Origin of the sequence: Gluconobacter sp. P1D12_c (assembly GCF_018812105.1) — a bacterium.
In the GTDB taxonomy this organism is placed as follows: domain Bacteria; phylum Pseudomonadota; class Alphaproteobacteria; order Acetobacterales; family Acetobacteraceae; genus Gluconobacter; species Gluconobacter oxydans_A.
In genome coordinates this window covers 215,274-239,135 of the sequence record NZ_JACSIQ010000003.1, presented here as the reverse complement: position 1 = coordinate 239,135, position 23,862 = coordinate 215,274, and the positions used below count along the sequence as shown (strand labels likewise).

Below are 23,862 nucleotides of genomic sequence, written 5' to 3'. Positions count from 1 at the left end.
TCTGCCCTCGCTCTTAACAGCTCCATCGCCTAAGAAAGACATGTTATGTCACAATGAAGCCGGCAGGCACTTCATGCGTAAGACAGCTCTTCTCCTGATCGTCTTTCAATTCTGCGGGCATGCTCAAGCTGCGCCTTGGCAGAATTGCGTTCATGGAGCGGTCTCTGTTCCACTGGAGCACTATAATGCGCCACCCTCCATGCTGGGCAGCATAGACGGATTACCTGCCCGCTTTTTCATTGCCCCACAGGCAAGTGATAATTTTGTTTTTGCCAGTCACAATGTCACGTTTTCGGGGTCAGCTCCTGAAGATGCCGGATCAGAGACAGGCGAAGCGACGGTATTCGTAAAAACGCTTTCAACCGTAAATATTGGTGCCCTCATACTCAAAAATTATACTGCTTATGTGGTGGATTATTCAGTACCCAACACTATTATTCCGCCACTCCAGGTCGAATTGGGAGAGCACTTTCTCTCCCATATTTCCACCCTGATTGACCGCTCCTCTCGCAACGTCACGTTCTTTCGATACGACGATGAGAAATGTCCATCGATCGGAGATTTGCTCCCCGCGCCGACAACCAAACTGCACCTCTATCAAGACGGTTATCCACTCTCGAACACGGTTCTTGTTGAACTCAACGGCCATCCGGTTCGGATGAAAATCAACCTAAGCTCCAACCGAACCCTGATCCAGCAAGATACAGCCAGAGCAATAGGCATTGCTCCCGAGCCAAACACAGATGATCCCGTCCGCATCAATGCAAGCAATACAGTTGGTGGCTATCTTCATACGTTCGACACACTGAAAATCGGCCCGTTTCTGCTGTCTCACCCGAAGATCGTCATCGCTTCCACCATTGCCTATGACGAGTTAGGCACTGATGCTCTGAACCATTTCCATATCCTTCTGGACCCACCTCGTGCGGCCATCTGGCTCTCACCCGCGTCAGACCCTTCTCTAACCAAAGAACCGCCGCTGCCATGGACGCCCCTCCATATCCGGAAGTATCAGGCAACCGCTCATGATCCGGTTATCGCACCGAAAAATCCCGTTCATTCCGGGAATGATATGTTGAAGACAGCCAGGCCAGATCGATAATACTATTCCGAATTGGGAACATATCATCTGACCATAAAGGCTCGGCCGCCATGAAACGACTGTCCAAAACACTTCGAACCGCCGTGCTCGCATCCACGCTCGGCTCAGCATGCATCCCCAGTCACGGCCAGGCGCAAACTCTCCCGCCCCTGCAAAGTGTCTCCGTTCACGGTCAGCAGATCCGTTTCCTGGAAGCGGGTACAGGTCCGGACCTTGTGCTGGTCCATGGCCTCGGAAGCAGCGCCACAATGGACTGGGGCAAAGTCATCCCTGAACTGTCCCGGCATTATCATGTCATCGCCATGGATCAGCTCGGCTTTGGTGCTTCGGAAAAGCCGCTGATCGCCTACGGAATTCAGACATGGGTGGACATGCTGGATGGCTTCCTGAAAGCACGCCACATCACGCACTTCATGCTCGCTGGAGAATCCCTTGGCGGCTGGATTGCGGGACTTTACACAATCGAAGCGGCACAGAATTCCTCCATGGCCATGCCTCTACGGCTCGTCCTGAGCGATGCCGCTGGACACAAGTCCCTCATCGAGCACGGCCTTCCCCTGTTCGGGCCAGTTTCATTTGCTGGCATTCGCACGGGGTTAAGATGGCTGTTTTACAATAAAGCCCTCATTACAGATGAACTGGTTCAGGCAACATTCCGAACCCGACTGGCCGAAGGTGCGCAATACACGCAGGAGAGCTTCGCCAGAAATGCCAATGCGCCAGACACCTTTCTCGATGACAGCATGAAGGCCATTCATGTTCCCACGCTCGTGATCTGGGGACAGAATGACCAGGTCATTCCACTGGCCGACGGCCACGATTTTGCTGCAAAAATTCCCGGAGCGCACCTGACGGTCATTCCTCAATCAGGGCATGCCCCCAGCATTGAGCGACCCGAGGCTTTTCTTAAAGCCGTCGAGCCGTTCCTAGCGGCGAAGTAGTATTCGCCATCAGGTCAGAGGGGCCGGAATTCCGTCCCTCTTGTCCTGCGCCTCAACATACATCCGCAATACAGCGGGGTATCGCGTGCGGGTTATTTTCTCCAGCATCGAAACTCCCCGCTCTACGTCTCCGGCTGAGATCGCGTCATCCCAGTCCAGAGACAGCAGAACGATAATGCTCTCGGGGCCTCGGGTCTCCGTCACAACCTCATTGATCCCGACAACACCGGGCAATTTCCGTGCTTCAGCGCGCACAAAGGCATCAATTTCCGGATTACTCTCACCCACAAGAAGAGAGCGCGTCTCATTGGTCAGCAATGCTGCCACCACAACCAGCACGACACCAATCAGCAGCGATGCAATTCCATCCAGAACGTGCAGACCTGTCACTACGGAAAGCACTGTAAACACCAGCGCAATCACCAGACTGACCAGCGCGGCCCCATCCTCAAACAACACGACAAACAAACCGGGATCGGCACTCCGGCGAATCATTCTCCACAATGAAACCCCCTCACTACGTGGCAGGGATTTCACCGCAGCAACGAACCCATACCCTTCCATGCTGCCGGAAATCGCGAGAATGGCCACGTTCATCCACCATCCCGGAAAGACATGACCCAGAAGGTTCACCGGCTGCATTTCCGCCGGATGCATGACCTTCTCCCAGCCTTCATAAAGAGACGCGACGCCGCCGCCTACGAACAGCGCGCCAGCCACAACCATCGTCCAGAAATATAGTTCACGATGGTAGCCCAGCGGATGCTCTTTTGTTGCCGGAGCCGCGGACCGCTTCATGCCCACCAACAACAGGATCTGGTTTCCGCAGTCCACAAAGGAATGAACCGTCTCAGCCAACATCGCAGCAGAGCCAGTTAGAAGGGCAGCCATGCCTTTCACGCAGGCAATGCCGAAATTGACACCCAGCGCGATGAAAACGACTTTTGTTGAACCACCAGCAGACATGAAGCCCTCATTTCCGTAAGCAAAGGCCAGATTGGGGACCTCAGATAACCTAAGTCAAACTTTGCGGGCTTTCTTGGGTTCATGACCCCAACATAAAAAAGGCCGCCCACAAGGGACGGCCGTCTTCAAGCGACGATGGCTAGCCCGCTTCAGGCAGACAGACGTGCCTTCACAAGTGCACTGGCCTTGGCCGGATCCAGATCGGCACCAAAACGCTCTTTCAGCGCTGCCATAACCTTGCCCATGTCTTTCATGCTTTCCGCACCTACAGCAGTGGCGGCTTCATCAATGGCAGACTTCAGAGTTGCCTCATCGAGTTCCGGCGGCAGGTAGGCCTTGATCGTCGCGATCTCACCCTCTTCCTTTTCCGCCAGTTCCGGACGGCCACCTTCACGATACATCGTTGCGGATTCAGTACGGGACTTGATCATGGAGCGCAGAGCAGAAATAATCTCTGCTTCCGTCACTTCCCCTGTCTTGGCGCGAGCAGCAACTTCAAGATCTTTCAGCTTCGCCGTGATGCCACGGATCTGCGCCACCTTCTCAGACTGACCAGCCTTCATTGCTGTTTTGAGGTCATCCATGATCTGCGTGCGAAGCGACATGCGTCTTCTCCTGTTTGCGCGGGGCCTGAAAAGCCCCTGTTCAGTCAATGGCGGCAAAATCGCATAAAAGCCTCCCCCCAACAATGGAAAGCACAGCTCTTTCCAGCATCGTCACAAGGTGTAGGGAAGTTTTTTCCCATACCATTCCACAGACATAAAAACTCATTGGGAAAAAACTTCCCATTTCCGGTTCGATCGCCTATCAGACGGGAAAATGAACGCGGAGCCAGGAACGGGCGACCATGGACATCGACAGAATCATTGAAAAAGCTGGTGGCGCGGAAGAAATCGCTGCGCTGGCTGGTGTCGGCCTTGAAGCCGTACGAAAGTGGCGTCAGTCGCGAACCGTGCCGACCAAGCACTGGCCCGCCCTACTGCGCGTTCCCGGAATCGAACTCCAGGACCTAACTTCTGCTGAAACCCCGCAAGAAAGAGAGACGGACGTGTCCAATTCCTGCCCTGCCGGCGCCAATGCCGCCCTTGTCCTTGCAGATGGCACGGTCCTGTGGGGCCGAGGCTTCGGTGCCCACACCGATGGCGCCGTCGGTGAACTCTGCTTCTCCACCGGCATGACCGGTTATCAGGAAACCCTGACAGACCCGTCTTTCGCCGGGCAAATCGTCACCTTCACGTTCCCGCATATTGGCAATGTCGGCACGAACACGGACGACAATGAAGCGCCCAAAATGGCTGCTCTTGGCGCCGTCGTGAAGGAAGACATCACCGCTCCGGCAAGCTGGCGCTCCACAGAATCCCTCGACGGATGGCTGAAGCAGCACGGCCGCGCTGGCATCAGCGGCGTCGACACCCGTGCAGTTACACGCTCCCTGCGTGACAATGGCCCACAGACCGCCATCCTTGCCTTCCCGGCGAATGGTCGGATCGACACGGACAGCCTATTGAACCGCGCGCGTCAGTGGCCTGGGCTCGAAGGCATGGATCTTGCCAAAGAGGTCACGCAGCCAAAGCGCGTCTGGACGGAAGGCGTGTGGGAAAGCACCCGCCCGGCCCGTACCGAGAACCGCCGCCGCGTGGTCGCCATGGATTACGGCGCCAAGGACAACATCCTGCGCTGCCTCGTGACCGCCGGTTGTGACGTCACGGTTCTGCCCGCGACCGCTACGGCCGAGGAAATCTTGGAACTGAAGCCCGAAGGCGTGTTCCTCTCCAATGGCCCGGGCGACCCGGCAGCTACTGGCACGTATGCCGTCCCGGCTATCAAGAGCGTTCTGGACGCCAACGTGCCAGTTTTCGGCATCTGCCTTGGCCATCAGCTTCTTGCACAGGCCCTCGGCGGAAAGACCTACAAGCTGGATCGCGGCCATCGCGGTGCCAACCAGCCGGTCAAGGACATTGAGAGCGGCCGCGTCGAAATCACCAGCCAGAACCATGGCTTCGCCGTGGACGAGAAGTCCCTGCCTGCGGATGTGAAGGTGACGCATGTGAGCCTGTTCGATGGCTCCAACGAAGGCATTGCCTCCACCACGAAGGACGCCTTCTCCGTTCAGTACCATCCCGAGGCCAGCCCTGGCCCGTCTGACAGTTTCTATCTTTTTGAGCGTTTCGTCGCGGTCATGGACCGTCGCGCTAAAGCAGGAGCCTGAGCCATGCCAAAACGGACAGACATCAAGTCCATCCTGATCATCGGCGCAGGCCCGATCGTTATCGGGCAGGCCTGCGAATTCGATTACTCCGGCGCACAGGCCTGCAAGGCCCTGCGTGAGGAAGGCTATCGCGTCATCCTCATCAACTCCAACCCAGCGACGATCATGACTGATCCGGGCCTGGCGGACGCGACCTACATCGAACCCATCACGCCGGAATTCGTCGAGCGCATCATCCTTAAGGAAAAGCCCGACGCCGTTCTGCCGACCATGGGCGGCCAAACAGCCCTGAACGCCGCCATGGCGCTCGACAAGTCCGGCTTCCTCAAGACGCACAACGTGGAACTGATCGGCGCAGATGCGGAAGTCATCGACCGCGCGGAAGACCGCCAGAAGTTCCGCGAAGCCATGGATGAGATTGGGATCGAAAGCCCCCGCAGCACCATTGCCCATACGCTGGAAGAAGCCCGCGCAGCACTGGCTGATGTCGGCCTGCCTGCCATCATTCGCCCGTCTTTCACAATGGGCGGCGCGGGTGGCGGCATCGCGTATAATCGCGAAGAGTTCGACCAGATCGTTGCAGGCGGCCTTGATGCCTCTCCCACAACGGAAGTGCTCATCGAAGAGTCTGTTCTGGGCTGGAAAGAGTACGAGATGGAAGTCGTCCGCGACACCGCGGATAACTGCATCATTATCTGCTCCATCGAAAACATCGACCCGATGGGCGTGCATACCGGTGACTCCATCACCGTCGCGCCGGCTCTGACGCTGACCGACAAGGAATATCAGCGCATGCGGGACGCCTCGATCGCGTGCCTGCGCAAGATCGGCGTCGAGACCGGCGGATCCAACGTACAGTTCGGCGTCAATCCGAAGGACGGCCGCCTGGTCGTCATCGAGATGAACCCGCGCGTTTCCCGCTCGTCTGCCCTCGCCTCCAAGGCCACCGGCTTCCCGATCGCCAAGATCGCCGCCAAGCTGGCCGTTGGTTACACGCTGGACGAACTCAAGAACGACATCACCAAGACGACCCCGGCCTCCTTTGAGCCGACGATCGACTATGTCGTCGCCAAGATCCCCCGCTTCACCTTCGAGAAGTTCCCGGGCTCCCCGGCCCTGCTTTCCACGTCCATGAAGTCGGTCGGCGAAGCCATGTCCGTGGGTCGCTCTTTTGCCGAAGCAATCCAGAAGGGCTTCCGCTCCATGGAGACGGGCCTGATGGGGCTGGACCCGGTTGAAGCACCCGGCGATGGTTCGAAAGACGCCTATCTGGCCGCTCTTGCAGAACCACGCCCGGAACGCATTCTGATGGCCACACAGGCCTTGCGCGCCGGTCTGACGGTCGAAGAGATCCAACAGGCCTGCAAGTTCGAACCCTGGTTCCTGCGCCAGCTTGAAGACATCGTGTCTTCTGAGCGGGATGTGGAAAAGAATGGCCTGCCAAAAGATGCCTACGGCATGCGCCGCCTGAAGGCTCAGGGCTTCTCTGACGCCCAGCTTGCACGCCTGTCAGGCCAGAGCATTCCGGACGTCGCAGCACAGCGCGAAGCTCTTGAAGTCGTGCCCGTCTATCGCCGCATCGATACCTGCGCCGCAGAATTCGCTTCTGACACTCCGTATCTCTATTCCACCTATGAAGGCGGATACGGCACGCCGGAATGCGAAAGCCGCCCGACCAACCGCGACAAGATCATCATTCTGGGCGGCGGACCAAACCGGATTGGTCAGGGCATCGAGTTCGATTACTGCTGCGTTCATGCCGCTTACGCCCTGCGTGAAGCCGGTTTCGAAACGGTCATGGTCAACTGCAACCCGGAAACGGTTTCCACCGATTACGACACATCCGATCGTCTGTACTTCGAACCACTGACTGCGGAAGACGTCATTGCTCTGATCCGCACGGAAGCGAAGGGCGGCAAGGTTTTGGGCTGCATCGTTCAGTACGGTGGCCAAACCCCTCTCAAGCTGTCCCGTGCACTTGAAGAAGCAGGCATTCCGCTCCTCGGCACCCCGGCTGACGCTATTGATCGCGCGGAAGACCGTGAACGCTTCCAGACCATGCTGCGCAAGCTGGGTCTTCGCCAGCCACGTAACGGCATTGCCCGCAATCCGGCAGAGGCCGAGAAAGTGGCCGAAGAGGTCGGATACCCGGTCGTTGCTCGTCCGTCCTACGTTCTGGGCGGCCGTGCCATGGAAATCGTCTATGATAACGCAGGCCTGAAGCATTACCTGAATACGGTTCTGCGCGCTGCTGGCCCCGAAGTTTCCACCGGGCCGGTCTTGCTCGATCACTACCTGAACGATGCCATTGAAGCCGATGTGGACTGCATTTCGGACGGCGAAAACGTCTATGTCGCCGGCGTCATGGAACACATTGAGGAAGCTGGTATCCATTCCGGTGACTCTGCCTGCTCACTGCCACCCTACACGCTCTCCCCGGCACTGGTGACGGAACTCCGCTCCCAGACGGAAGCCATGGCTCGTGAGCTTGGCATCCGCGGCCTGATGAATGTGCAGTACGCCATCAAGGACCAGGAAGTTTTCGTTCTGGAAGTGAACCCACGCGCGTCTCGTACGGTACCGTTTGTTGCCAAGGCAACAGGCGTTCCGGTTGCCAAGATCGGCGCTCGCGTCATGGCTGGCGCACGCCTGTCCGAGTTCCGTCTGGATGGCGGAGCGGTCTCCCCGCACGTTGCAGTCAAGGAAGCCGTCTTCCCGTTCCATCGCTTTGCAAACGCAGACACGATCCTCGGCCCGGAAATGCGCTCCACGGGTGAAGTCATGGGGCTGGATTCCAGCTTCGAGCGTGCCTTTGCGAAGTCTCAGCTTGCTGCCGGCGTAAAACTGCCACTGGCTGGAACGGTCTTCCTGTCCGTTCGTGACAGCGACAAGGGACATGTTCAGCCGCTAGCCCGCAAACTGGTTGAAATGGGGTTCACCGTTCTTGCAACCAGCGGAACAGCTTCACGCCTGGAAGCGGCTAACATTCCGGTCAAGCGCGTGAACAAAGTCATGCAGGGCCGTCCGAACTGCGTAGATGCCATCCGCTCGGGTGACGTTCAAATGGTCATCAACACATCGCAGGGTGGCCAGGCCGCACGTGACAGCTACGATATCCGTCGCGGCGCTCTGACCATGGGCATCCCGCACTACACCACGATTGCCGGTGCCCGTGCGGCAACCTACGCCATCGCGGTTCTTAAGGAAGGCGACCTCGGCGTCGCTCCGCTTCAGTCCTACTTCAAGGGCGAGTTCTAAGCCCTTCCAGCAAAGAAGCCCGTCAGAGCAATCTGGCGGGCTTTTTTGTATTCAATCGTTGGAATAGCGCAGAAGATCTCCCGGCTGACACTCCAGCACATGGCAGAGCGCCTCAAGCGTGGAAAACCGGATTGCCTTTGCCTTACCAGTCTTGAGAATTGAAAGATTGGCGAGAGTCAGGCCAACCTTCTCTGACAGCTCCGTAAGCGACATACCGCGCTCTTTCAGCAGTGCATCCAGACTGACCTGAACCGGCATTAAATGACCTCATCCATTTCGGACTGAAGCTGGGTTCCTAAATCGAAAAGCCACACAACAGCAAACAGGATGATCGCTTCAGGCACGTCTGACAGAAACTCAAAAAAGTATCCAAACCAATTTGTAAAACTCAACCCTGGCAAATTACAAACGTCATGGATGTAATTCGTTAACGGAATAAGAAAATCATAAACAAACCCGAGAAATAAAATTTTATATGCTCTTTTCACATTCTCTTTTGTAAAAATTTTTCCCTGCATCAAACTCACTAAAATTTCGGACAAAATTCTGAATATTACTTCCAAACAGGAGTATACTATTACCACTTCGGCAATAAGTATAAAACTCCAGCATACATCTTCTTTCGTATACCCAAGAGAATTTTCCAAAGGGAAATGATCAAAAACTACAATAAAAATAATACCGAACGTACTCAGCCCGAAAAAGCCAATAGGAAGCCACAGGAGAAGTCGGAACAGCTTGAGCAGGGTCAATGCATAGTCGATTTTTGTCTCTGTCCTGCCCTTACGCGTACCTGCAATCATTCCTACCCACCCTGACAATGAATTTATCGTCTTTCAATAATATGTTTCATTTCGTTTCGCTAGAAAATTTATTGCTTTTCGATAAACAAAAATGCGCCACCTTGCATAAACCCCCCTAAAATCCTATGTTGTCAGGCTGTTCATTCAATTTCAGTCACGCTTTTCCGAGGATTTCAGAGTGCAGAAGATCCCCATGACCGCAAAGGGACTGCAGCGTCTTGAAGACGAACTGCGTACCCTCAAGAGCGTTGACCGCCCTGCAGTCATTCGTGCCATCGCAGAAGCCCGCGAACATGGCGACCTTTCCGAAAACGCCGAATATCATGCTGCCCGAGACCGCCAGTCCTTTATTGAAGGCCGCGTGCTTGAACTGGAAAGCATCATCTCCTCGGCAGAAGTCATTGACCCCTCGACCCTGACCGGCACGAGAGTGCGTTTCGGTGCACACATCGAAGTCGTGGACGAAGAGACTGACAAGGAAAATGCCTATCAGATCGTTGGCGTCCATGAAGCCGACATCAAGCAGGGCCTGATTTCAATCTCGTCTCCTTTGGCGAAGGCGCTGATTGGCAAAGATGTGGGCGACACCATCTCCGTTCCCGCTCCCGGTGGTGACCGCAGCTACGAGATCCTGAAAGTCACATACCGCTAATGTCTGACGTCCTGACGTCCGTCGCCCCTGTCGTGACCCTCCTGGACATCGAAAACGCTCAGAAGCGTATTGCGTCCACGGTAGTTCGAACGCCGACGATTGCCTGCCCGGCCCTTTCCCGCCTGACAGGTGCTGAAATTACGCTCAAGCTTGAAAATCTTCAGGCTATCGGCTCGTTCAAGGAACGGGGAGCAGCCAACAAAATGGCGCTCCTGACGCCCAAGGAACGCGCCCGCGGCGTTATTACAGTCTCGGCAGGCAATCACGCACAGGGTGTGGCTCGTCAGGCCAGCCTCCTTGGCATTGATGCCACGATCGTCATGCCCCGCTTTACGCCAGCAACCAAAGTTGCAGCGACGCAGGCATGGGGAGCAAATGTTGTCCTCGCAGGTGACGACTTTGCTGCTGCATGCGTCACGGCGGAAGAGATTCAGAATAAAGAAGGCCGGGTCCTCGTCCATCCGTTCAATGACCCTGCCGTCATTGCAGGCCAGGGGACTGCGGCACTCGAGCTTCTCGAAGATGCGCCCGATATTGATACGGTCGTCGTCCCTGTCGGCGGCGGCGGCCTGATCGGTGGTTTTGCAACCGTCATGGCTGCACTTCGCCCCGATGTGGAAATCATTGGCGTTCAGGTCGAGGCTTATGCCTCTCTAGCCGCATTTCCGACCGAAGGTGGCGCCACTCTCGGTGGCTCGACAATTGCTGAAGGCATTGCCGTGACGCAGTTGGGCGATCATTGCCTCAGGGCATTTCGTCACCGGATTTCCAAAATTCTTGTAGTGAATGAACTTCAGGTCGAAAGCGCTATCACGACGCTGGCGGAAAAGGCCAAGCAGGTCTGCGAAGGCGCTGGCGCGACGGGTCTGGCTGCGGTTCTGGCCAACCCTGAGATGTTCAAGGGCCGCAAGGTTGCCCTTCCCTTGTCGGGTGGCAATATCAATGCTCGTATTCTGGCCAATACGATCCTTCGCTCCCTCCTCCGGGACGGAAGAATTCTTCGCCTGATCTTCCAAATTCCCGACCGCCCTGGAATGCTGGCTGACATTTCCGCGCGTATTGGCAACTACGGCGGAAACATCATCGAGGTGTCCCATCATCGCCTTTTTGCTTCGCCGTCGGTTCAGACAGCCGAGTTGGTTGTGATGATCGAAGCCCGTGACACTCAGCACGCCACGCAGATCGAAACCGATCTTGCCCGTCATTACATCGTTCGACGGGACTGATACTGCATACCTTGTGTTCGAACTGGTCTCCCAGCGTCGAACACAAGGCAATTGCAATCTAATTTCCGAAATTCAGACGCCTTCTACAATCACCACGTTGTAAGAAGCGGCTTTCCAGCGATGCTTCGCGACCGTTTGATAGGCTGGGCTGTCATACCAGGCCCGGGCAGCAGCAATATCCGGAAATTCAATAACAACGACACCATCTGGCTCGATACCTTCTAGTTTTTCCTGCTTTCCATAGGCAGCAAGAATTTTGGCAGGATGCCCTTTGAAGGTTTCGCCAACACCATTTGAGTAAGCCTCAAATTCGGCTGGGTCGGTCAATTTGTCACGAATGAAAATAGCGTAAGCAGTCATGGCATTTCATCTCCTGAACGGGGGTGATGCATAACCGGCCACAAAACGGCTGATTGTTCAGCACACAAGCGCGTGTGCTGAACATTCGATCTCTTTTAGCGCGTACCGAAAAGACGATCGCCGGCATCGCCCAGACCAGGGACGATGTATCCGTGTTCATCAAGCTTTTGATCCACGCAACACGTTACGATCTGCACATCAGGGTGCAGCTTCGTCATGTAATCAATGCCTTCCGGTGCCGCGAGCAGGCAGGCGAAAACAGGTGAAATTGCACCGGCTTCCTTGACACGCGCAACAGCCGCGGCAGCGGAATGTCCCGTGGCGAGCATCGGGTCCAGAACAATACATGTCCGCCCGGGAACGTCGCTTGGCATATTGAAATAGTATTCGCTGACTTCCAGCGTTTCATGGTCGCGGCGCAGACCAATATGTCCCACACGCGCAGACGGAACCAGATCCAGCATTCCGTCCAGAAGGCCGTTTCCGGCGCGTAGAATGGAGACGAAGCAGAGCTTCTTGCCGTCCAGTTCCTCACCTTCCATTGGCCCGCTCGGGGCTTCGATATGGCGAGATGCCAGAGAAAGCCCGCGCGTTGCTTCATAGGCCAGAAGCAGACTGAGCTCACGGGTCAGCCGACGAAAGCCTGCTGTAGACGTATTCTTATCACGCAGACGGGTCAGCTTGTGGCGCACCAGCGGATGGGTGAGAACGATAGGCGGCAGCGCCTGACTCATGCTTTTTCTCCTTCGGCCGGGCGAAAATCGAGTGCCAGACCGTTCATGCAATACCGTAAGCCTGTGGGCGGTGGCCCATCAGGAAAAACATGCCCCAGATGCCCATGACAACCCGCACAGTGCACTTCCGTCCGAACCATTCCGTGGCTGGCATCCTGCGTCGTCCCGACACCGTTTTCCAAAGGCGCGAAAAAAGACGGCCAGCCACTTCCACTTTCGTATTTCGTGGAGGATGAAAAAAGTTCACGCCCACATCCTGCGCAGGCATAAATTCCCGCCCGCTTTTCATCATTCAGCGGGCTGGAACCGGGATATTCGGTGCCATGCTCGAGCAGGATACGGCGCTGTTCCGGCGTAAGGCCGACGCCACACCCCCCGCTATTGGTTCCCGAAACGGGACCGCAGCTTTGGGTCATGGTCAATCTCCAGAAAATCTGAGGTTTTCAGTCTTGGATATATGGAAGCCACACGCGGCTTTGTCACGCATATCTGAGCGCAAGACACGAAACTTCCTGTCTCACCAGCCGTTTATGTTCGGCAACCCTGTTTCAGGAGGTAATGTCATGAGCTCCATTGAAGACAAGATCAAAGGCGCCACCAACAAAGTCGTCGGCAAGATCAAGGAAGAAGTTGGTCGTGTCACCGACGATGAAAAGCTTGAAGGTGAAGGCGTTGTCCAAAATCTAAAGGGACAGGCCCAGACCGCCAAGGGTGACGTCAAGGACGCCGTCAAAGGCGGCATCGACAAGATCTGACGCTCACGCGACTGTCATGTCACCTGTAACGCCCGCCATCTGGCGGGCGTTCGCATTTTGGAGGAGAGGTGGCATAATGCCCAACAGTCTTTTCCTCCTTAATGCGAGACAGGAAGTCCAATCATGTCCCATACCGCTTCTTCTCCACGCCGCCCTGTCATGCTTGTCATTCTGGACGGGTTCGGCTGGCGTGAAGAAAACTCCGATAACGCGGTAAGACTGGCAAACACCCCAACGTTTGACGGACTTTGGGCGAATAACCCGCATGCTTTCCTTAAAACATGCGGAGAAGATGTCGGACTTCCTGAAGGCCAGATGGGAAACTCCGAAGTCGGCCATCTGAATATTGGTGCAGGCCGGGTCGTGATGCAGGAACTGCCTCGCATTTCCCGCAGTGCCCGTGACGGTTCGCTCGCCGAGAATACAGCCCTCAAAGAATATATTCATGCGCTGAAGGTTTCAGGCGGAACCTGCCACCTGATGGGCCTCGTCTCTCCCGGCGGTGTTCATGCACACCAGGACCATATTCTGGCGCTCGCAAAAATCGTCAGCGCAGCAGGAGTGCCTGTCGCTCTACACATCTTCAGTGACGGCCGTGATACTCCCCCGCGCTCCGGCGAGGAATTCATCTCGGCGCTCCTTCGAGACCTGCCAGAGACCGTACAGGTCGCCACGATCAGTGGCCGCTACTACGCCATGGACCGCGATCGCCGTTGGGAGCGCGTCAAGCTGGCCGTTGATGCGATCCGTGATGGCCAAGGCCCTCACGCAGATAACGCCCTTTCTGTACTCAAAGCCAGCTATGCGGAAGACAAGGGAGACGAGTTCGTTCTTCCAACCGTACTCGGACAGTATGCAGGCATGAAGGATGGCGACGGCATTCTCTCCTGTAATTTCCGTGCCGATCGTATCCGTCAGTTGCTGGACGTTCTCGTGGCTCCAGACTTCGATGGATACGACAGTGGCCGCCGCATCAAGTTTGCTGCCATTAGCGGCATGACGCGCTACTCGGATCACCTATCGCCCTACATGACAGTCCTGTTCCCAAAAATTCCTTTGGAAGATCTTCTGGGTGAGGTTGTGGCCAAGGCTAACAAAACTCAGCTTCGTATGGCCGAAACTGAGAAATTCCCTCATGTCACATACTTCCTGAATGGTGGTCGCGAGGTTCAGCTTCAGGGCGAAGAGCGCATTCTCGTGCCGTCTCCCAAAGTCGCCACTTATGACCTGCAACCAGAAATGTCCGCTCCTGAGCTGACAGATCGTGCCGTAGAAGCCATTGATTCCGGCCGCTTCGACATGATCATTCTGAACTTCGCAAACCCGGATATGGTTGGCCACACAGGCTCCCTGCCCGCTGCCATCAAGGCCTGCGAAACCGTGGATCAGGGGCTGGGCCGCATCAATGACGCACTTGTCCGCGCAGGTGGCACACTGATTGTCACCGCCGATCACGGAAACTGCGAAACCATGCGCGACCCTGAGACGGGCGGCGTTCATACGGCCCACACCCTCAACGTCGTTCCGGTCATTCTCGCCCATGCTGATGGCAAAACGATTCACGACGGACGTCTGGCAGACCTGGCCCCGACGCTTCTGGCACTTCTGGGTCTTGCTCAGCCCCCAGCGATGACAGGCGTCTCCCTGCTTGAAAACGCCTGACCCAGCCGTCGTTCTGCCACTGGTTTTGGCGTTCTCGCCATTGCTGGTGGCCGCGACTGCGTCCACGCCTCATGGGCATCATACCACTGCCCACGCCCACCCGGCGCATGCCCTGAGCGCGGGACAACAAGCACTCGCCCGAGCTCAGGCTGCCCGGAAAGCGCTTGAGACACAGCAGGCCCAGGAAGCCGCCACACTCCGTGCCAGACAGGCTGCTGCAGTTGCCGCACAGCAAAAGGCCCTGCAGGATAGCGCGCGCAAAGATGCATTGGCCGCTCAAACCCATACGGCCCAGACCATGGTACAGACCACGCGTTCCCGTATCGCGGCTTTAAATACCGAAATCGCAGATCTCACCAGTCGGCAAGCAAACGTGCGGCAGGATATCGCCCACGAAAACCAAGCGCTCCAACCGCTCCTGCCCGTTGCAGCGAGACTTTCGATAGCGCCCGATGCTGCTCTGCTAGCCTCCCCGACGACTGCAACTGAGAGCATTACCGCACTTTCCATTTTAGGAGGTTTCTCCCGCCTGACCCAGCAGCGGGCTGCAAACTTGCAAACGAAGGAAGATGAGCTTCAGGAAATCGGGGCCACTCTGGAAGCCCGCCAGAAAGAGCTCGATGGCCTCCTTCAGTCACAGACGCATCAACGTGATATCGCGGCCGCCAGAACCCGGATTGCGGCCAAGCAGGAAAACGTCTCGGACCAGGCCGCACGCCGTGCGAAATCAGCAGTTGCCGAAGCCATGAAGGCGTCTGCCGACCTTTCCGCGGAAATCGACGCAATCGCCCGACAGGAAGCTCAGGCCAAGGCAACACTGGAAGCCGAAGCCCGTGCGCTCGCAAAGAGCCATCAGATGGAACAGGCGCGCAAAGCCCGTGCTCAGGTCAAAGCTCTTTCCGCCGGGAATGGTGTTTCTTCCGGGAGCGGCCACGCACCTGTAACCGGGCGTATTGCGGTTCGGTGGGGACAGGATACGGAAGCCGGTCCGTCAACAGGCATCACCTATGCCGCCGCACCTTCTGCATCCGTTCAAGCTCCGTGCAGTGGCCGAATCGTCTTTTCCGGTCCGTTCCGCTCTTTTGGACAGATGTTGATTCTGGATTGCGGACAGAATTACCGCTTTGTTCTCTCTGGGCTGGGGTCATTGGGTGTCTCCAGCGGGCAAAGTGTCAGGAAAGCTGCCGCACTCGGGCAAATGCCGTCTGCTGAAGGGCTGCTCTTTGTCCAATTGCGCCACGGCGCCCAGATCGTCAGCCCTGCTCCGTTTCTGTGACCCTGTTTTCTGACAGGGCAGGACACTGTAAGATCACGTCTTAACATTTCGGCAACCCGTTTCGCGCTAGTTCACACACTGCAAGAGACGCCGGAAGCACGCCCGTTCCCGAGGATGGAGATCACATGAAGTTCCGTACTGGCCTGTTGCTGGGCACCGCCTTTCTGGCCGGACTGGCTGTCGGACCGGGCGCACTGCGTCTCGTCGGGTCCGCTGGCAGTTTCCCCACCGCCGCCATCGCTCGCGACGTCTCTCACGACAACAGCGCTGAAACCGTTCGCCTCCTGACCCTGCTCGGCACGGTCATGGATGTCGTGAAAGCCGAATACGTCCATCCCGTGACGGACAAAGACCTCATCAACAATGCCCTGGACGGCATGGTTGGCGAACTTGATCCCCACTCGTCTTACATGACCGCCGCCCAATTCAAGGACATGCAGACCGAGATTTCCGGCAAGTTCGGCGGTCTGGGCCTTCAGGTGCAGGCTGAATCCGGCCATGTGCGCGTTGTGTCTCCAATTGATGGCACGCCCGCCGCACGGGCTGGTATTCAGACTGGTGATTTCATCACCATGGTGGATCACAAAAGCATTGATGGCCTGACGCTCGATCAAGCTGTTCGCAAGATGCGCGGCGATCCGGGAACATCCATCAGCCTGACCGTGGTTCGCCCGAAAACGGGCAAGACACTCACGTTCGACATGAAGCGCGAAATCGTTCACGTCCAGATCGTAAGGTCCGCTCTGTACGGCAGCACTGCATATATTCGCCTGACAGAGTTCGACGATGATCTCGAAGGCGCAATGCATGCCGCTTTTGACAAGCTGAAAGCTGAAGCTGCCAAGAGTCCAGCCCACAAGCTGACAGGTATCATCCTTGATCTGCGGTCCAATCCGGGAGGCAAGCTCGATCAGGCTATTGCCGTCTCTGATGACTTCATTAAGGAAGGAGAAATCGTCTCCATCCGCGGGCGGCATGCTGAAAACAACCAGCGCTGGGATGCGCGCGGCACGGACATCACAAATGGCCTCCCGATTGTCGTCCTGACCAATGGCGGCTCTGCGTCTGCCAGTGAAATCGTGGCCGGAGCGCTGAAAGACCATCGTCGGGCTGTCATTCTGGGTGAAAAGACGTTTGGTAAGGGGTCTGTCCAAACGCTGATTCCTATTGGAGATCAGGGTGCTGTTCGCCTGACAACGGCGCGTTATTACACGCCATCTGGCCGTTCCATCCAGGGACTGGGCATCACGCCTGACATCCCCGTTGCGGAAACCAAGGACGATGACGCCTATGGTTATCGGGAAGCAGACCTGTCCCACATTCTGACCAATGTTGGTGGAAACCGAACAGCAGAAACGCCTCGGACTGACCTGCCCCCGATCTCAAAGTCCATTCCGAAAGCTCCGCCGGCAGACTGGCCGAAATTTGATCTGACCAAACCGGCAACGGACTTCCAGCTGCAGCAGGCCATCAAGGTCGTCAACGCCATGGCTGGAATTTCCAATCCTGCACCCGCAGTGGAGCAGGCTACGGAAGTCAAAGCGCCTCCAGCAGACAAAAAGGCCGCCCCTGCACCGGCGCCGACGCACTAACCCGTAAAACGATACAGGACAGCCCAGACCGTGCAGAACCGTCCCGCTTCATCCCGCTCTGGGCTCTGGAGCCGCCTCCCCGTTATCGGGCGTCTTCTGATCGTGTTCTGGGGTGTCGTCTTGGTTGGTGGCACGTCAGCAGCCCTGATGCTTCGGCATCATACACCTGCTGACGTGCCACCACAAAAAACCGAAACTACTCTGGCGATACCGTCACACCCGCCAGAAAACACTGCTTCCGGTGAAAAGACATCCCCCCCGGCTACGCCGGTAAATCAGAATTCCAAAGCTGCTCTCAACGCAAATTCATCGGCCTTACCAGTGCAATCTGCATCAGCTATAAAAACGTCGGAAATGCCGCCCCCGATTGCGCAGACAGCCCATACTGATCTGACAACAATTACAGCTTCGGGCAAAAGCGTTGTGGCCATCGTGCTCGAAGGTTTCGGGTATTCAGACGCCATGACATATGACGTCCTTTCCCGTATCCCTGAGCCTGTTGCTGTCGGTGTGTCACCCTATCTTGGCAACCTGACAGACGTCCTGTCCCGAGCACACGCTGCCCATCGCGAAATTTATGTCACACTCCCCATGCAAAGCGCTCATCCAGAGCAGGTTGACGAAGGCCCTCATGCGTTAGGCTACGGCAATTCGGAAGCGGAAGACCGACAGGAACTGGACTGGTGCCTCTCGCAGGCTAAAGGAGCCACAGGTCTAACAGATGCTTCCGAAGCCGGAGACAGCCAACCGGCAGACGGCTACGCAACTACGCCTGCATTTCAATCTCTTGCAGATATGATTTCCAGCCGTGGCTTTCTGTACATCAGCAGATCCTCGCAGGAAGACCGTCGTATCCGGGGTATGACAGCGTCCACGTGGATCAATGGTGACACAGATGCCAAAACGCTTGACACAGAATTTTCCGCCCTAGTCCCGGAGGGGGCCAAGCCCACCCATGTTCTGTTGATGATGGGGCCGCTGACACCCGTCGCAATCGACCGCCTTGAAGCATGGTTGAAAAGCCCGGCGGCAGAGCGTTTCATTCTGGTCCCACCCTCCGCACTTGCCGATAACGGCACGACGGATCATCAGGCATCCATCCAGTCAACAAACATCCAGACGGCACCCCTATGACCGATTTTTTAGACCTGCCCTACCGCCCCAATGTTGGCGTGGCGTTGTTCAATCGTCATGGAGAGCTCTTCGTCGCCCGTCGCGCCGATCTTCCTGGGGATATCTGGCAATGTCCCCAGGGGGGTATTGATGACGGAGAAGACCCGCGAACTGCGGCCTTCCGTGAACTTGAAGAAGAAACTGGGTGCACGAAGGCGACACTGCTCGCGGAACGGCCAGACTGGCTGTCCTACGATCTTCCTGCCCCCCTGATTGGTCGTGCGCTAGGCGGAAAATTTAGAGGCCAGACACAGAAATGGTTCGTTCTCGGATTTGATGGGGAGGACGGGGATATCCGTCTGGATCTTCATCTCCCGCCCGAGTTCGATACATGGGAATGGATTGCCCCTGAGGATCTTCTTCAGCGCAATCTGGGGTTCAAGCGAGAGCTTTATGAAACGCTCCTGCCTGAACTCAAAAACCTCTATCAGGCCGCTTCAAGAGACTGGCTTCGGACCAATCGGGCGTAGAGGCCGTTCTTCTTGAGCAGCTCAGCATGAGACCCAGATTCAACGGCCTTGCCTCCATCCATCACAACGATAACGTCGGCAGCCTGCACAGTTGAAAGTCGGTGCGCCACAATAACAGTGGTGCGACCTGTGCGAAGCGTACCGAGAGCTTCCTGAACACGAGATTCACTCTCGGAATCCAGCGCACTTGTTGCTTCGTCCAGCAACAGCACGCGCGGGTTACGCAGAAGAGCCCGCGCGAGAGCAACACGCTGTCGCTGTCCCCCTGAAAGGCGCCGTCCCCCCGGCCCAACACGCGTTTCCAGTCCATGTGGAAGATTACCGAGAAAATCAACGGCCGCCATCCGACAGGCGTTCTCGACTTCTTCCCTGCTCGCATCCGGACGGCCAATCCAGATATTCTCCATGAGAGACATATCGAAAAGCGTCGTGTCCTGACTGACATACGCAATCGCATCACGCAGGGACGATACGCGCACATCCCGGATATCTACGCCCTCCAGCAGAATACGCCCTGCCGTCACGTCATGCAGACGTGGGATTAGGGAAAGTGCAGTTGATTTTCCCGCACCACTAGGGCCCACAAGCGCGACTGTTTGCCCTGGTTGAACATCCAAGGTCAGACCGGCCAGTCCGACACGCCCATCTTCGTATTCGTAGGACGCCTCTTCGAAAACCAGATGCCCTGTCCCAGTTGGGACCGCCAGCGCGTCCGTCCGTTCGACAACCGCAGGAGGCTCATCAATCACTGCAAAGACACGAGACAGTCCGGCCAATCCCTCCTGCATCGCCGTATTGAGAGAGCCCAGAGCCCGAATGGGGCGCGCCGCGGTCAGCAGCGCTGTGATGAAAGCTGTGAAATCGCCAAGCGTGGCGCCACCCATTGCGGCACGCCACCCCGCGAAGCCCAGCACAACGGCGACAGCTGTTCCACCCAGAACTTCCAGAACGGGATCGACGCGTGCACGTCCCTTCGCAATCCGCAGAAAAGCAGTGTGCAACAGATCCAGAGAATGATCGACGCGCTCGCTTTCCCGACTTTCCATCCGGTAAATGCGCACCTGACGCGCCAGGGCAAAGCTCTCATTGAGGAGCGCAGAAGTCTCGCCAATCTGCTCCTGCATTCCCCCCGAAGCCCGACGAACCTTTTTACCAAGCTTCTGAATTGGCACTGCTGCGACGGGATAAAGCACCAGAGCAATCAGGCTAAGCTCCCAGTCAGCCCAGATCATGGCTGCTACAAGCCCGACCACAGTAACAGCGTCGCCCAGCGCATTCACGACCCGAACCATGGCTTCACGGATCGAAACAGCGTCTGTCGTGAAACGTGCGGCCCACTGAGCAGGCGCTTCGCGCTCAATGCGCGAAATGTCTGTTTGCAGGGCATGTGCGAACATCCGCGACTGAAGCCCACGGATAACAGTTAGTACCAGCCCCTGAACGGCAATTGTCTGCCCATATTGGGAGGCAGCCTTGAGAGTGGTCACAATCACAACGAGTGCCGGCACCTGGTAAAGAATACGCGGGTCCTGAGCCGCAAACATGTCTACAGCGCGTTTGATCACCACTGGATAGAGCGCCGTCAGTCCTGCCATCAGAACTGTCAGCACAACCACGCTCCCAATCTGGCGCACGTGATGACGCATTTCATCACGCCAGATCCGTCGAATCAGAATCTGGCTGTCTGTATCAAGGGCTGTCTTTCTGCTCATTCGAGGGGGTTTAGCAGGCCTCTGCAAAAGCACGAAACCGCGACGACGCCATGAGCCTACTCTGACGCGTCGCCCATCTCATCCAGAAGATACGCCATGCACGCCTCTCGGCTCGGAAGGCACCCATGGCTCATCCACCACAAACGCCCCTTTGCCAACCACTGCCCCATACCTGGGCCCGGCATAATCCCGGCGTCTCTGGCCTCTTTGCCTCCAAGCGGGAACACAGGTTGCGGTTCCTGCTTCAGACGATCTCGCAGCCTGTTCCATTCAATGCTCGGGGCACCAATGAGAGCAGCCTGCAACAGCCAGCTTCTGTCCAGCAAAACACAAAGGTTTTGTTCTACACGTGCCCGCCGGATATCGTCGGCAGACATTGCGGGTGCCAGATCTGGCTGACCAGAATCAAACAAACGCAGCCGGTCACGATCCGCATTGGAGAGCCTTAGACGCTCTGCCAACAATTCACCTTGCGCATGACCGAGAGCCGATAGCCGCAACACTGGATCTTCTGGCGCTTCACACATCAGAAGCCGCTGTAACAGGACCAGATTGGGTGCAGGGACAATCCGAGCCAAAAGGCCAACGTCCTGCATAGCCTGCAACGTTTCCTGTATTCTTGGTCCCGTCAGAATCCGCAGGAGTTCTGAGGCAATCCGTTCGGCAGACAAGCCATCAATCAGATCAAGCCGTTCCGCGATCGCCGTGCAAGCCTCATGATCGGGTGTTCCCCTGCCATAGCGCGCATCGAAGCGAAAAAATCTGAGCGCCCGCAAAGCATCTTCCTCAATGCGGCGCCCGGAGTTTCCAACAAATCGAACGTGATGGGCTTCAAGATCCTGGCTGCCCTGGAAATAGTCATGCAGCCGATCATGCCGATCCAGAGACATCGCGTTGATGGTAAAGTCGCGGCGTGCGGCGTCTTCTTCCCAGCTTTGCGTCCAGGCAACAACAGCATGCCGACCATCTGTCTGCTCGTCACGTCGCAGGGTTGTAATTTCGTACGGCACCCCCCGGATCACAGCCGTCACAGTGCCATGAGATAATCCGGTCGGAATAACCCGGACTCCGTCGGCCTCTAGAATGTCCTGTACGATTTCAGGAGGCTCCGGCGTTGCCATATCCAGATCGTGCACGGAGACACCGCGCAGCAGATCTCTGACGGACCCGCCCACCAGGCGCGCCTCTGGCAGGAGCCTCCACAGAACATCCAGACCACTCCGGTCGTCCAGACGGGCCAGAAGTCCGGATGTCTCCGTCATGGCTGGCGGGATAACGGGAAGAAACAGTCCTGACTCCAGACGCCCAGACACGGCTTACCCTCAACATGGCCCTGCACGGCAAGAGCCGCGAGCTCAAAATGGACGGACCGGCTGATTCGCGCCTGGATCGGGAAATCACCTTCCCCGTTTCTCAAATGGACGTAAGGAATGGCGCCACACTCATCGAGCGGCCGGTCCCAGTCACACGCGATAGGGTGTTCCGGCCCCACGCAAACGAGTTCGTCCATATTGGTGCGGAAACAGAGCGTCTGGTGGCGCCCACAGCTTCCCCGAAAGTCCATTTCAACGGCGATGTAGGGGACGTCCTCGACCTGAATAACCCCGCTTTCCATGGGCGTTTTCAGCCAGTACGTGCCTTCGCTATCGCGTGTCAGCATGGACGAAAACATGCAAAGCATCGCCTTGCGCGTCACGGGAGCCCCCCGATACAGCCAGGTGCCATCCCGACGAATCAGAAATGGAATTTTCCGGACACCGGTAGCCGGTGCTGGAGCCGCATCAGCAGATCCCGTCGCGGGGAAAACGTCAGATGGGGAGACATCCCGACAATCATGAGCGCTCAATTTTCCCTCCGGTTAAAATGAAAACTTCTCTTCTCACACCAAGTTGGGTGCAATCGAGCCTTGATGAAACCCCCACACCTGTCAGACTGGTGATATGAGCGAGCAGCATTATTCTACCGGCGCCTCCGCCGGAACCCTCCGGGGCGAAGCAGATGTGGCCGAGGCCGATCGTCTGGCCCCTGTTCTCCGCGATGTCCACACAGCTATCGGCAGTATCGTGCTGGGACAAGACCGGGTGATCGAGCAGGTTCTCGTCACGATCCTGTCTGGCGGTCACGCACTTCTGATGGGTGCGCCGGGCCTCGGCAAAACCCTTCTCGTCAACACGGCCTCACGCGTACTGGGACTGGATGCCACGCGTATCCAGTTTACGCCTGATCTGATGCCGTCAGACATCACGGGTGCTGAAATCCTGGATCAGGACGTCAATGGACAGCGGGCGTTCCGATTCCTTCCTGGCCCGATCTTCGGACAGCTTGTGCTGGCGGATGAAATCAACCGCGCGAGCCCCCGCACGCAGTCAGCCCTGTTGCAGGCCATGGCAGAGCACCGCGTTACGCAGGGTGGCAAGGATTACATTCTTCCAAGCCCCTTCCACGTTCTCGCAACACAGAACCCGATCGAGCAGGAAGGCACCTACCCGCTGCCAGAAGCCCAGCTCGATCGATTCATGCTTCGCATTCCGCTGGATTTCCCCAACCGGGACGCAGAGCGCCAGATGCTCCTGCAAACAACGGGCGCCACAACGGCACAGGCACCGATGCTTCTGAACGCCGAATCCCTGCTGGCAGCACAGGCCCTCGTTCGTCGGCTTCCTGTTGGCGATAAAATCGTTGACGCAATCCTGAGCCTGACGCGCGCCCTTCGTCCAGAAGACCCGTCTGCTTCTTCCGAAGTCCGGGATGCCGTTTCTTTCGGCCCAGGTCCTCGCGCCGCGCAGGCCCTGATGATTGCGACCCGTGCCCGCGCCCTGCTGAACGGCCGTCTTGCCCCCAGCCTAGATGATGTCATCGCGCTGGCAGAACCTGTCCTCTCACACCGTATCGGTCTTGGCTTCGGTGCGCGGGCCTCCGGCGTAACAGTCGAAGCCCTGATCCGCGCACAGGCTCAAACGATTCTCTGAAC

23 protein-coding genes are annotated in these 23,862 nt (G+C 56.9%); 13 read left to right on the top strand and 10 right to left on the bottom strand.

Going from position 1 to position 23,862, the window contains the following annotated elements; translation table 11 throughout:
* Positions 1-73 precede the first annotated feature (73 nt).
* Entirely contained in the window at positions 74-1,102 is a 1,029-nt protein-coding gene (locus KP705_RS04965; RefSeq protein WP_215764122.1) for a retropepsin-like aspartic protease, read from the top strand.
* A 50-nt stretch (positions 1,103-1,152) separates the two neighbouring features.
* Positions 1,153-2,043: an alpha/beta fold hydrolase gene (locus tag KP705_RS04960; protein ID WP_215764121.1), complete on the top strand. Its 891-nt coding sequence runs from the start codon at positions 1,153-1,155 to the stop codon at positions 2,041-2,043.
* A gap of 9 nt (positions 2,044-2,052) precedes the next feature.
* Here KP705_RS04960 and KP705_RS04955 read toward each other — a convergent pair whose 3' ends face one another.
* Entirely contained in the window at positions 2,053-3,009 is a 957-nt protein-coding gene (locus KP705_RS04955; RefSeq protein ID WP_215764120.1) for a cation diffusion facilitator family transporter, read from the bottom strand.
* Positions 3,010-3,158: 149 nt separating this feature from the next.
* Entirely contained in the window at positions 3,159-3,614 is a 456-nt protein-coding gene (locus tag KP705_RS04950) for a GatB/YqeY domain-containing protein (protein ID WP_046901226.1), read from the bottom strand.
* A gap of 242 nt (positions 3,615-3,856) precedes the next feature.
* Between KP705_RS04950 and carA the strand changes: the two genes are divergently transcribed.
* Positions 3,857-5,218 (top strand): glutamine-hydrolyzing carbamoyl-phosphate synthase small subunit, encoded by a 1,362-nt coding sequence (carA, locus tag KP705_RS04945; RefSeq protein WP_215764119.1) that lies wholly within the window; start codon positions 3,857-3,859, stop codon positions 5,216-5,218.
* 3 nt (positions 5,219-5,221) lie between these two features.
* Positions 5,222-8,476, top strand: coding sequence for a carbamoyl-phosphate synthase large subunit (carB, locus tag KP705_RS04940; protein ID WP_215764118.1), 3,255 nt, complete (start codon positions 5,222-5,224; stop codon positions 8,474-8,476).
* Positions 8,477-8,527: 51 nt separating this feature from the next.
* Here the strand turns inward: carB and KP705_RS04935 are convergent, their stop codons facing one another.
* Together KP705_RS04935 and KP705_RS04930 are read right to left on the bottom strand one after the other, a co-directional pair.
* Positions 8,528-8,734 (bottom strand): helix-turn-helix transcriptional regulator, encoded by a 207-nt coding sequence (locus KP705_RS04935; RefSeq protein WP_046901223.1) that lies wholly within the window; start codon positions 8,732-8,734, stop codon positions 8,528-8,530.
* Entirely contained in the window at positions 8,734-9,279 is a 546-nt protein-coding gene (locus KP705_RS04930) for a hypothetical protein (RefSeq protein ID WP_215764117.1), read from the bottom strand. Before KP705_RS04930 ends, KP705_RS04935 begins: the two co-directional genes overlap by 1 nt.
* A gap of 178 nt (positions 9,280-9,457) precedes the next feature.
* Here KP705_RS04930 and greA point away from each other — a divergent pair, with 178 nt between their 5' ends.
* Both greA and KP705_RS04920 read left to right on the top strand, forming a co-directional pair.
* Positions 9,458-9,931 carry a transcription elongation factor GreA gene (greA, locus tag KP705_RS04925; protein WP_046901221.1) on the top strand — a complete coding sequence of 158 codons (474 nt, stop codon included), beginning with the start codon at positions 9,458-9,460 and terminating at the stop codon, positions 9,929-9,931.
* Complete coding sequence (locus KP705_RS04920; RefSeq protein ID WP_046901220.1) at positions 9,931-11,157, top strand: threonine ammonia-lyase; 1,227 nt, start codon at positions 9,931-9,933, stop codon at positions 11,155-11,157. The genes greA and KP705_RS04920 overlap by 1 nt, the downstream gene beginning before the upstream one ends.
* A gap of 72 nt (positions 11,158-11,229) precedes the next feature.
* Here KP705_RS04920 and KP705_RS04915 read toward each other — a convergent pair whose 3' ends face one another.
* From KP705_RS04915 to msrB, 3 genes are all read right to left on the bottom strand, one after another.
* On the bottom strand, positions 11,230-11,517 hold the full coding sequence (locus tag KP705_RS04915) for a DUF1330 domain-containing protein (RefSeq protein ID WP_046901219.1): 288 nt from the start codon (positions 11,515-11,517) through the stop codon (positions 11,230-11,232).
* Positions 11,518-11,612: 95 nt separating this feature from the next.
* On the bottom strand, positions 11,613-12,251 hold the full coding sequence (upp, locus tag KP705_RS04910) for a uracil phosphoribosyltransferase (protein WP_046901218.1): 639 nt from the start codon (positions 12,249-12,251) through the stop codon (positions 11,613-11,615).
* A complete protein-coding gene (gene msrB, locus KP705_RS04905; RefSeq protein WP_046901217.1) occupies positions 12,248-12,667 on the bottom strand; it encodes a peptide-methionine (R)-S-oxide reductase MsrB in 420 nt (139 codons plus the stop codon). The genes upp and msrB overlap by 4 nt, the downstream gene beginning before the upstream one ends.
* A gap of 147 nt (positions 12,668-12,814) precedes the next feature.
* On the opposite strand from msrB, the gene KP705_RS04900 reads away from it, so the two are divergent.
* From KP705_RS04900 to KP705_RS04875, 6 genes are all read left to right on the top strand, one after another.
* Complete coding sequence (locus KP705_RS04900; RefSeq protein ID WP_046901216.1) at positions 12,815-13,006, top strand: CsbD family protein; 192 nt, start codon at positions 12,815-12,817, stop codon at positions 13,004-13,006.
* A 123-nt stretch (positions 13,007-13,129) separates the two neighbouring features.
* On the top strand, positions 13,130-14,668 hold the full coding sequence (gene gpmI, locus KP705_RS04895) for a 2,3-bisphosphoglycerate-independent phosphoglycerate mutase (protein ID WP_046901215.1): 1,539 nt from the start codon (positions 13,130-13,132) through the stop codon (positions 14,666-14,668).
* On the top strand, positions 14,655-15,944 hold the full coding sequence (locus tag KP705_RS04890) for a murein hydrolase activator EnvC (protein WP_046901214.1): 1,290 nt from the start codon (positions 14,655-14,657) through the stop codon (positions 15,942-15,944). Before gpmI ends, KP705_RS04890 begins: the two co-directional genes overlap by 14 nt.
* A gap of 125 nt (positions 15,945-16,069) precedes the next feature.
* Positions 16,070-17,536, top strand: a complete 1,467-nt coding sequence (locus KP705_RS04885; RefSeq protein ID WP_099213195.1) for a S41 family peptidase — start codon at positions 16,070-16,072, stop codon at positions 17,534-17,536.
* Between the two features lie 30 nt (positions 17,537-17,566).
* Positions 17,567-18,670, top strand: a complete 1,104-nt coding sequence (locus tag KP705_RS19995; RefSeq protein ID WP_215764116.1) for a divergent polysaccharide deacetylase family protein — start codon at positions 17,567-17,569, stop codon at positions 18,668-18,670.
* Positions 18,667-19,179, top strand: a complete 513-nt coding sequence (locus tag KP705_RS04875) for an RNA pyrophosphohydrolase (RefSeq protein WP_211513419.1) — start codon at positions 18,667-18,669, stop codon at positions 19,177-19,179. Before KP705_RS19995 ends, KP705_RS04875 begins: the two co-directional genes overlap by 4 nt.
* Here the strand turns inward: KP705_RS04875 and KP705_RS04870 are convergent.
* From KP705_RS04870 to KP705_RS04860, 3 genes are read right to left on the bottom strand one after another with little or no spacing between them, the layout of a single operon-like run.
* Complete coding sequence (locus tag KP705_RS04870) at positions 19,137-20,891, bottom strand: ABC transporter ATP-binding protein (protein WP_215764115.1); 1,755 nt, start codon at positions 20,889-20,891, stop codon at positions 19,137-19,139. The two genes, KP705_RS04875 and KP705_RS04870, sit on opposite strands and share 43 nt — an antisense overlap.
* A gap of 56 nt (positions 20,892-20,947) precedes the next feature.
* Entirely contained in the window at positions 20,948-22,153 is a 1,206-nt protein-coding gene (locus tag KP705_RS04865) for a CCA tRNA nucleotidyltransferase (protein ID WP_215764151.1), read from the bottom strand.
* The gene (locus KP705_RS04860) at positions 22,150-22,737 is read right to left on the bottom strand and encodes a DUF1285 domain-containing protein (protein WP_215764114.1); all 588 of its coding nucleotides are present in this window, start codon (positions 22,735-22,737) and stop codon (positions 22,150-22,152) included. The genes KP705_RS04865 and KP705_RS04860 overlap by 4 nt, the downstream gene beginning before the upstream one ends.
* A 94-nt stretch (positions 22,738-22,831) precedes the next feature.
* Between KP705_RS04860 and KP705_RS04855 the strand changes: the two genes are divergently transcribed.
* Positions 22,832-23,860 (top strand): MoxR family ATPase, encoded by a 1,029-nt coding sequence (locus KP705_RS04855; RefSeq protein WP_211503296.1) that lies wholly within the window; start codon positions 22,832-22,834, stop codon positions 23,858-23,860.
* Positions 23,861-23,862: the final 2 nt, after the last annotated feature.

Coding starts and splice junctions, on each gene's coding strand:
- carA (WP_215764119.1), top strand. CDS start 3,857: ATGGACATCGACAGAATCATTGAAAAAGCTGGTGGCGCGGAAGAAATC.
- KP705_RS04865 (WP_215764151.1), bottom strand. CDS start 22,153: ATGACGGAGACATCCGGACTTCTGGCCCGTCTGGACGACCGGAGTGGT.
- KP705_RS04950 (WP_046901226.1), bottom strand. CDS start 3,614: ATGTCGCTTCGCACGCAGATCATGGATGACCTCAAAACAGCAATGAAG.
- KP705_RS04930 (WP_215764117.1), bottom strand. CDS start 9,279: ATGATTGCAGGTACGCGTAAGGGCAGGACAGAGACAAAAATCGACTAT.
- KP705_RS04900 (WP_046901216.1), top strand. CDS start 12,815: ATGAGCTCCATTGAAGACAAGATCAAAGGCGCCACCAACAAAGTCGTC.
- msrB (WP_046901217.1), bottom strand. CDS start 12,667: ATGACCCAAAGCTGCGGTCCCGTTTCGGGAACCAATAGCGGGGGGTGT.
- KP705_RS04875 (WP_211513419.1), top strand. CDS start 18,667: ATGACCGATTTTTTAGACCTGCCCTACCGCCCCAATGTTGGCGTGGCG.
- KP705_RS04915 (WP_046901219.1), bottom strand. CDS start 11,517: ATGACTGCTTACGCTATTTTCATTCGTGACAAATTGACCGACCCAGCC.
- KP705_RS04885 (WP_099213195.1), top strand. CDS start 16,070: ATGAAGTTCCGTACTGGCCTGTTGCTGGGCACCGCCTTTCTGGCCGGA.
- carB (WP_215764118.1), top strand. CDS start 5,222: ATGCCAAAACGGACAGACATCAAGTCCATCCTGATCATCGGCGCAGGC.
- KP705_RS04955 (WP_215764120.1), bottom strand. CDS start 3,009: ATGTCTGCTGGTGGTTCAACAAAAGTCGTTTTCATCGCGCTGGGTGTC.
- KP705_RS04870 (WP_215764115.1), bottom strand. CDS start 20,891: ATGAGCAGAAAGACAGCCCTTGATACAGACAGCCAGATTCTGATTCGA.
- gpmI (WP_046901215.1), top strand. CDS start 13,130: ATGTCCCATACCGCTTCTTCTCCACGCCGCCCTGTCATGCTTGTCATT.
- KP705_RS04855 (WP_211503296.1), top strand. CDS start 22,832: ATGAGCGAGCAGCATTATTCTACCGGCGCCTCCGCCGGAACCCTCCGG.
- KP705_RS04920 (WP_046901220.1), top strand. CDS start 9,931: ATGTCTGACGTCCTGACGTCCGTCGCCCCTGTCGTGACCCTCCTGGAC.
- upp (WP_046901218.1), bottom strand. CDS start 12,251: ATGAGTCAGGCGCTGCCGCCTATCGTTCTCACCCATCCGCTGGTGCGC.
- KP705_RS04960 (WP_215764121.1), top strand. CDS start 1,153: ATGAAACGACTGTCCAAAACACTTCGAACCGCCGTGCTCGCATCCACG.
- KP705_RS04935 (WP_046901223.1), bottom strand. CDS start 8,734: ATGCCGGTTCAGGTCAGTCTGGATGCACTGCTGAAAGAGCGCGGTATG.
- KP705_RS04965 (WP_215764122.1), top strand. CDS start 74: ATGCGTAAGACAGCTCTTCTCCTGATCGTCTTTCAATTCTGCGGGCAT.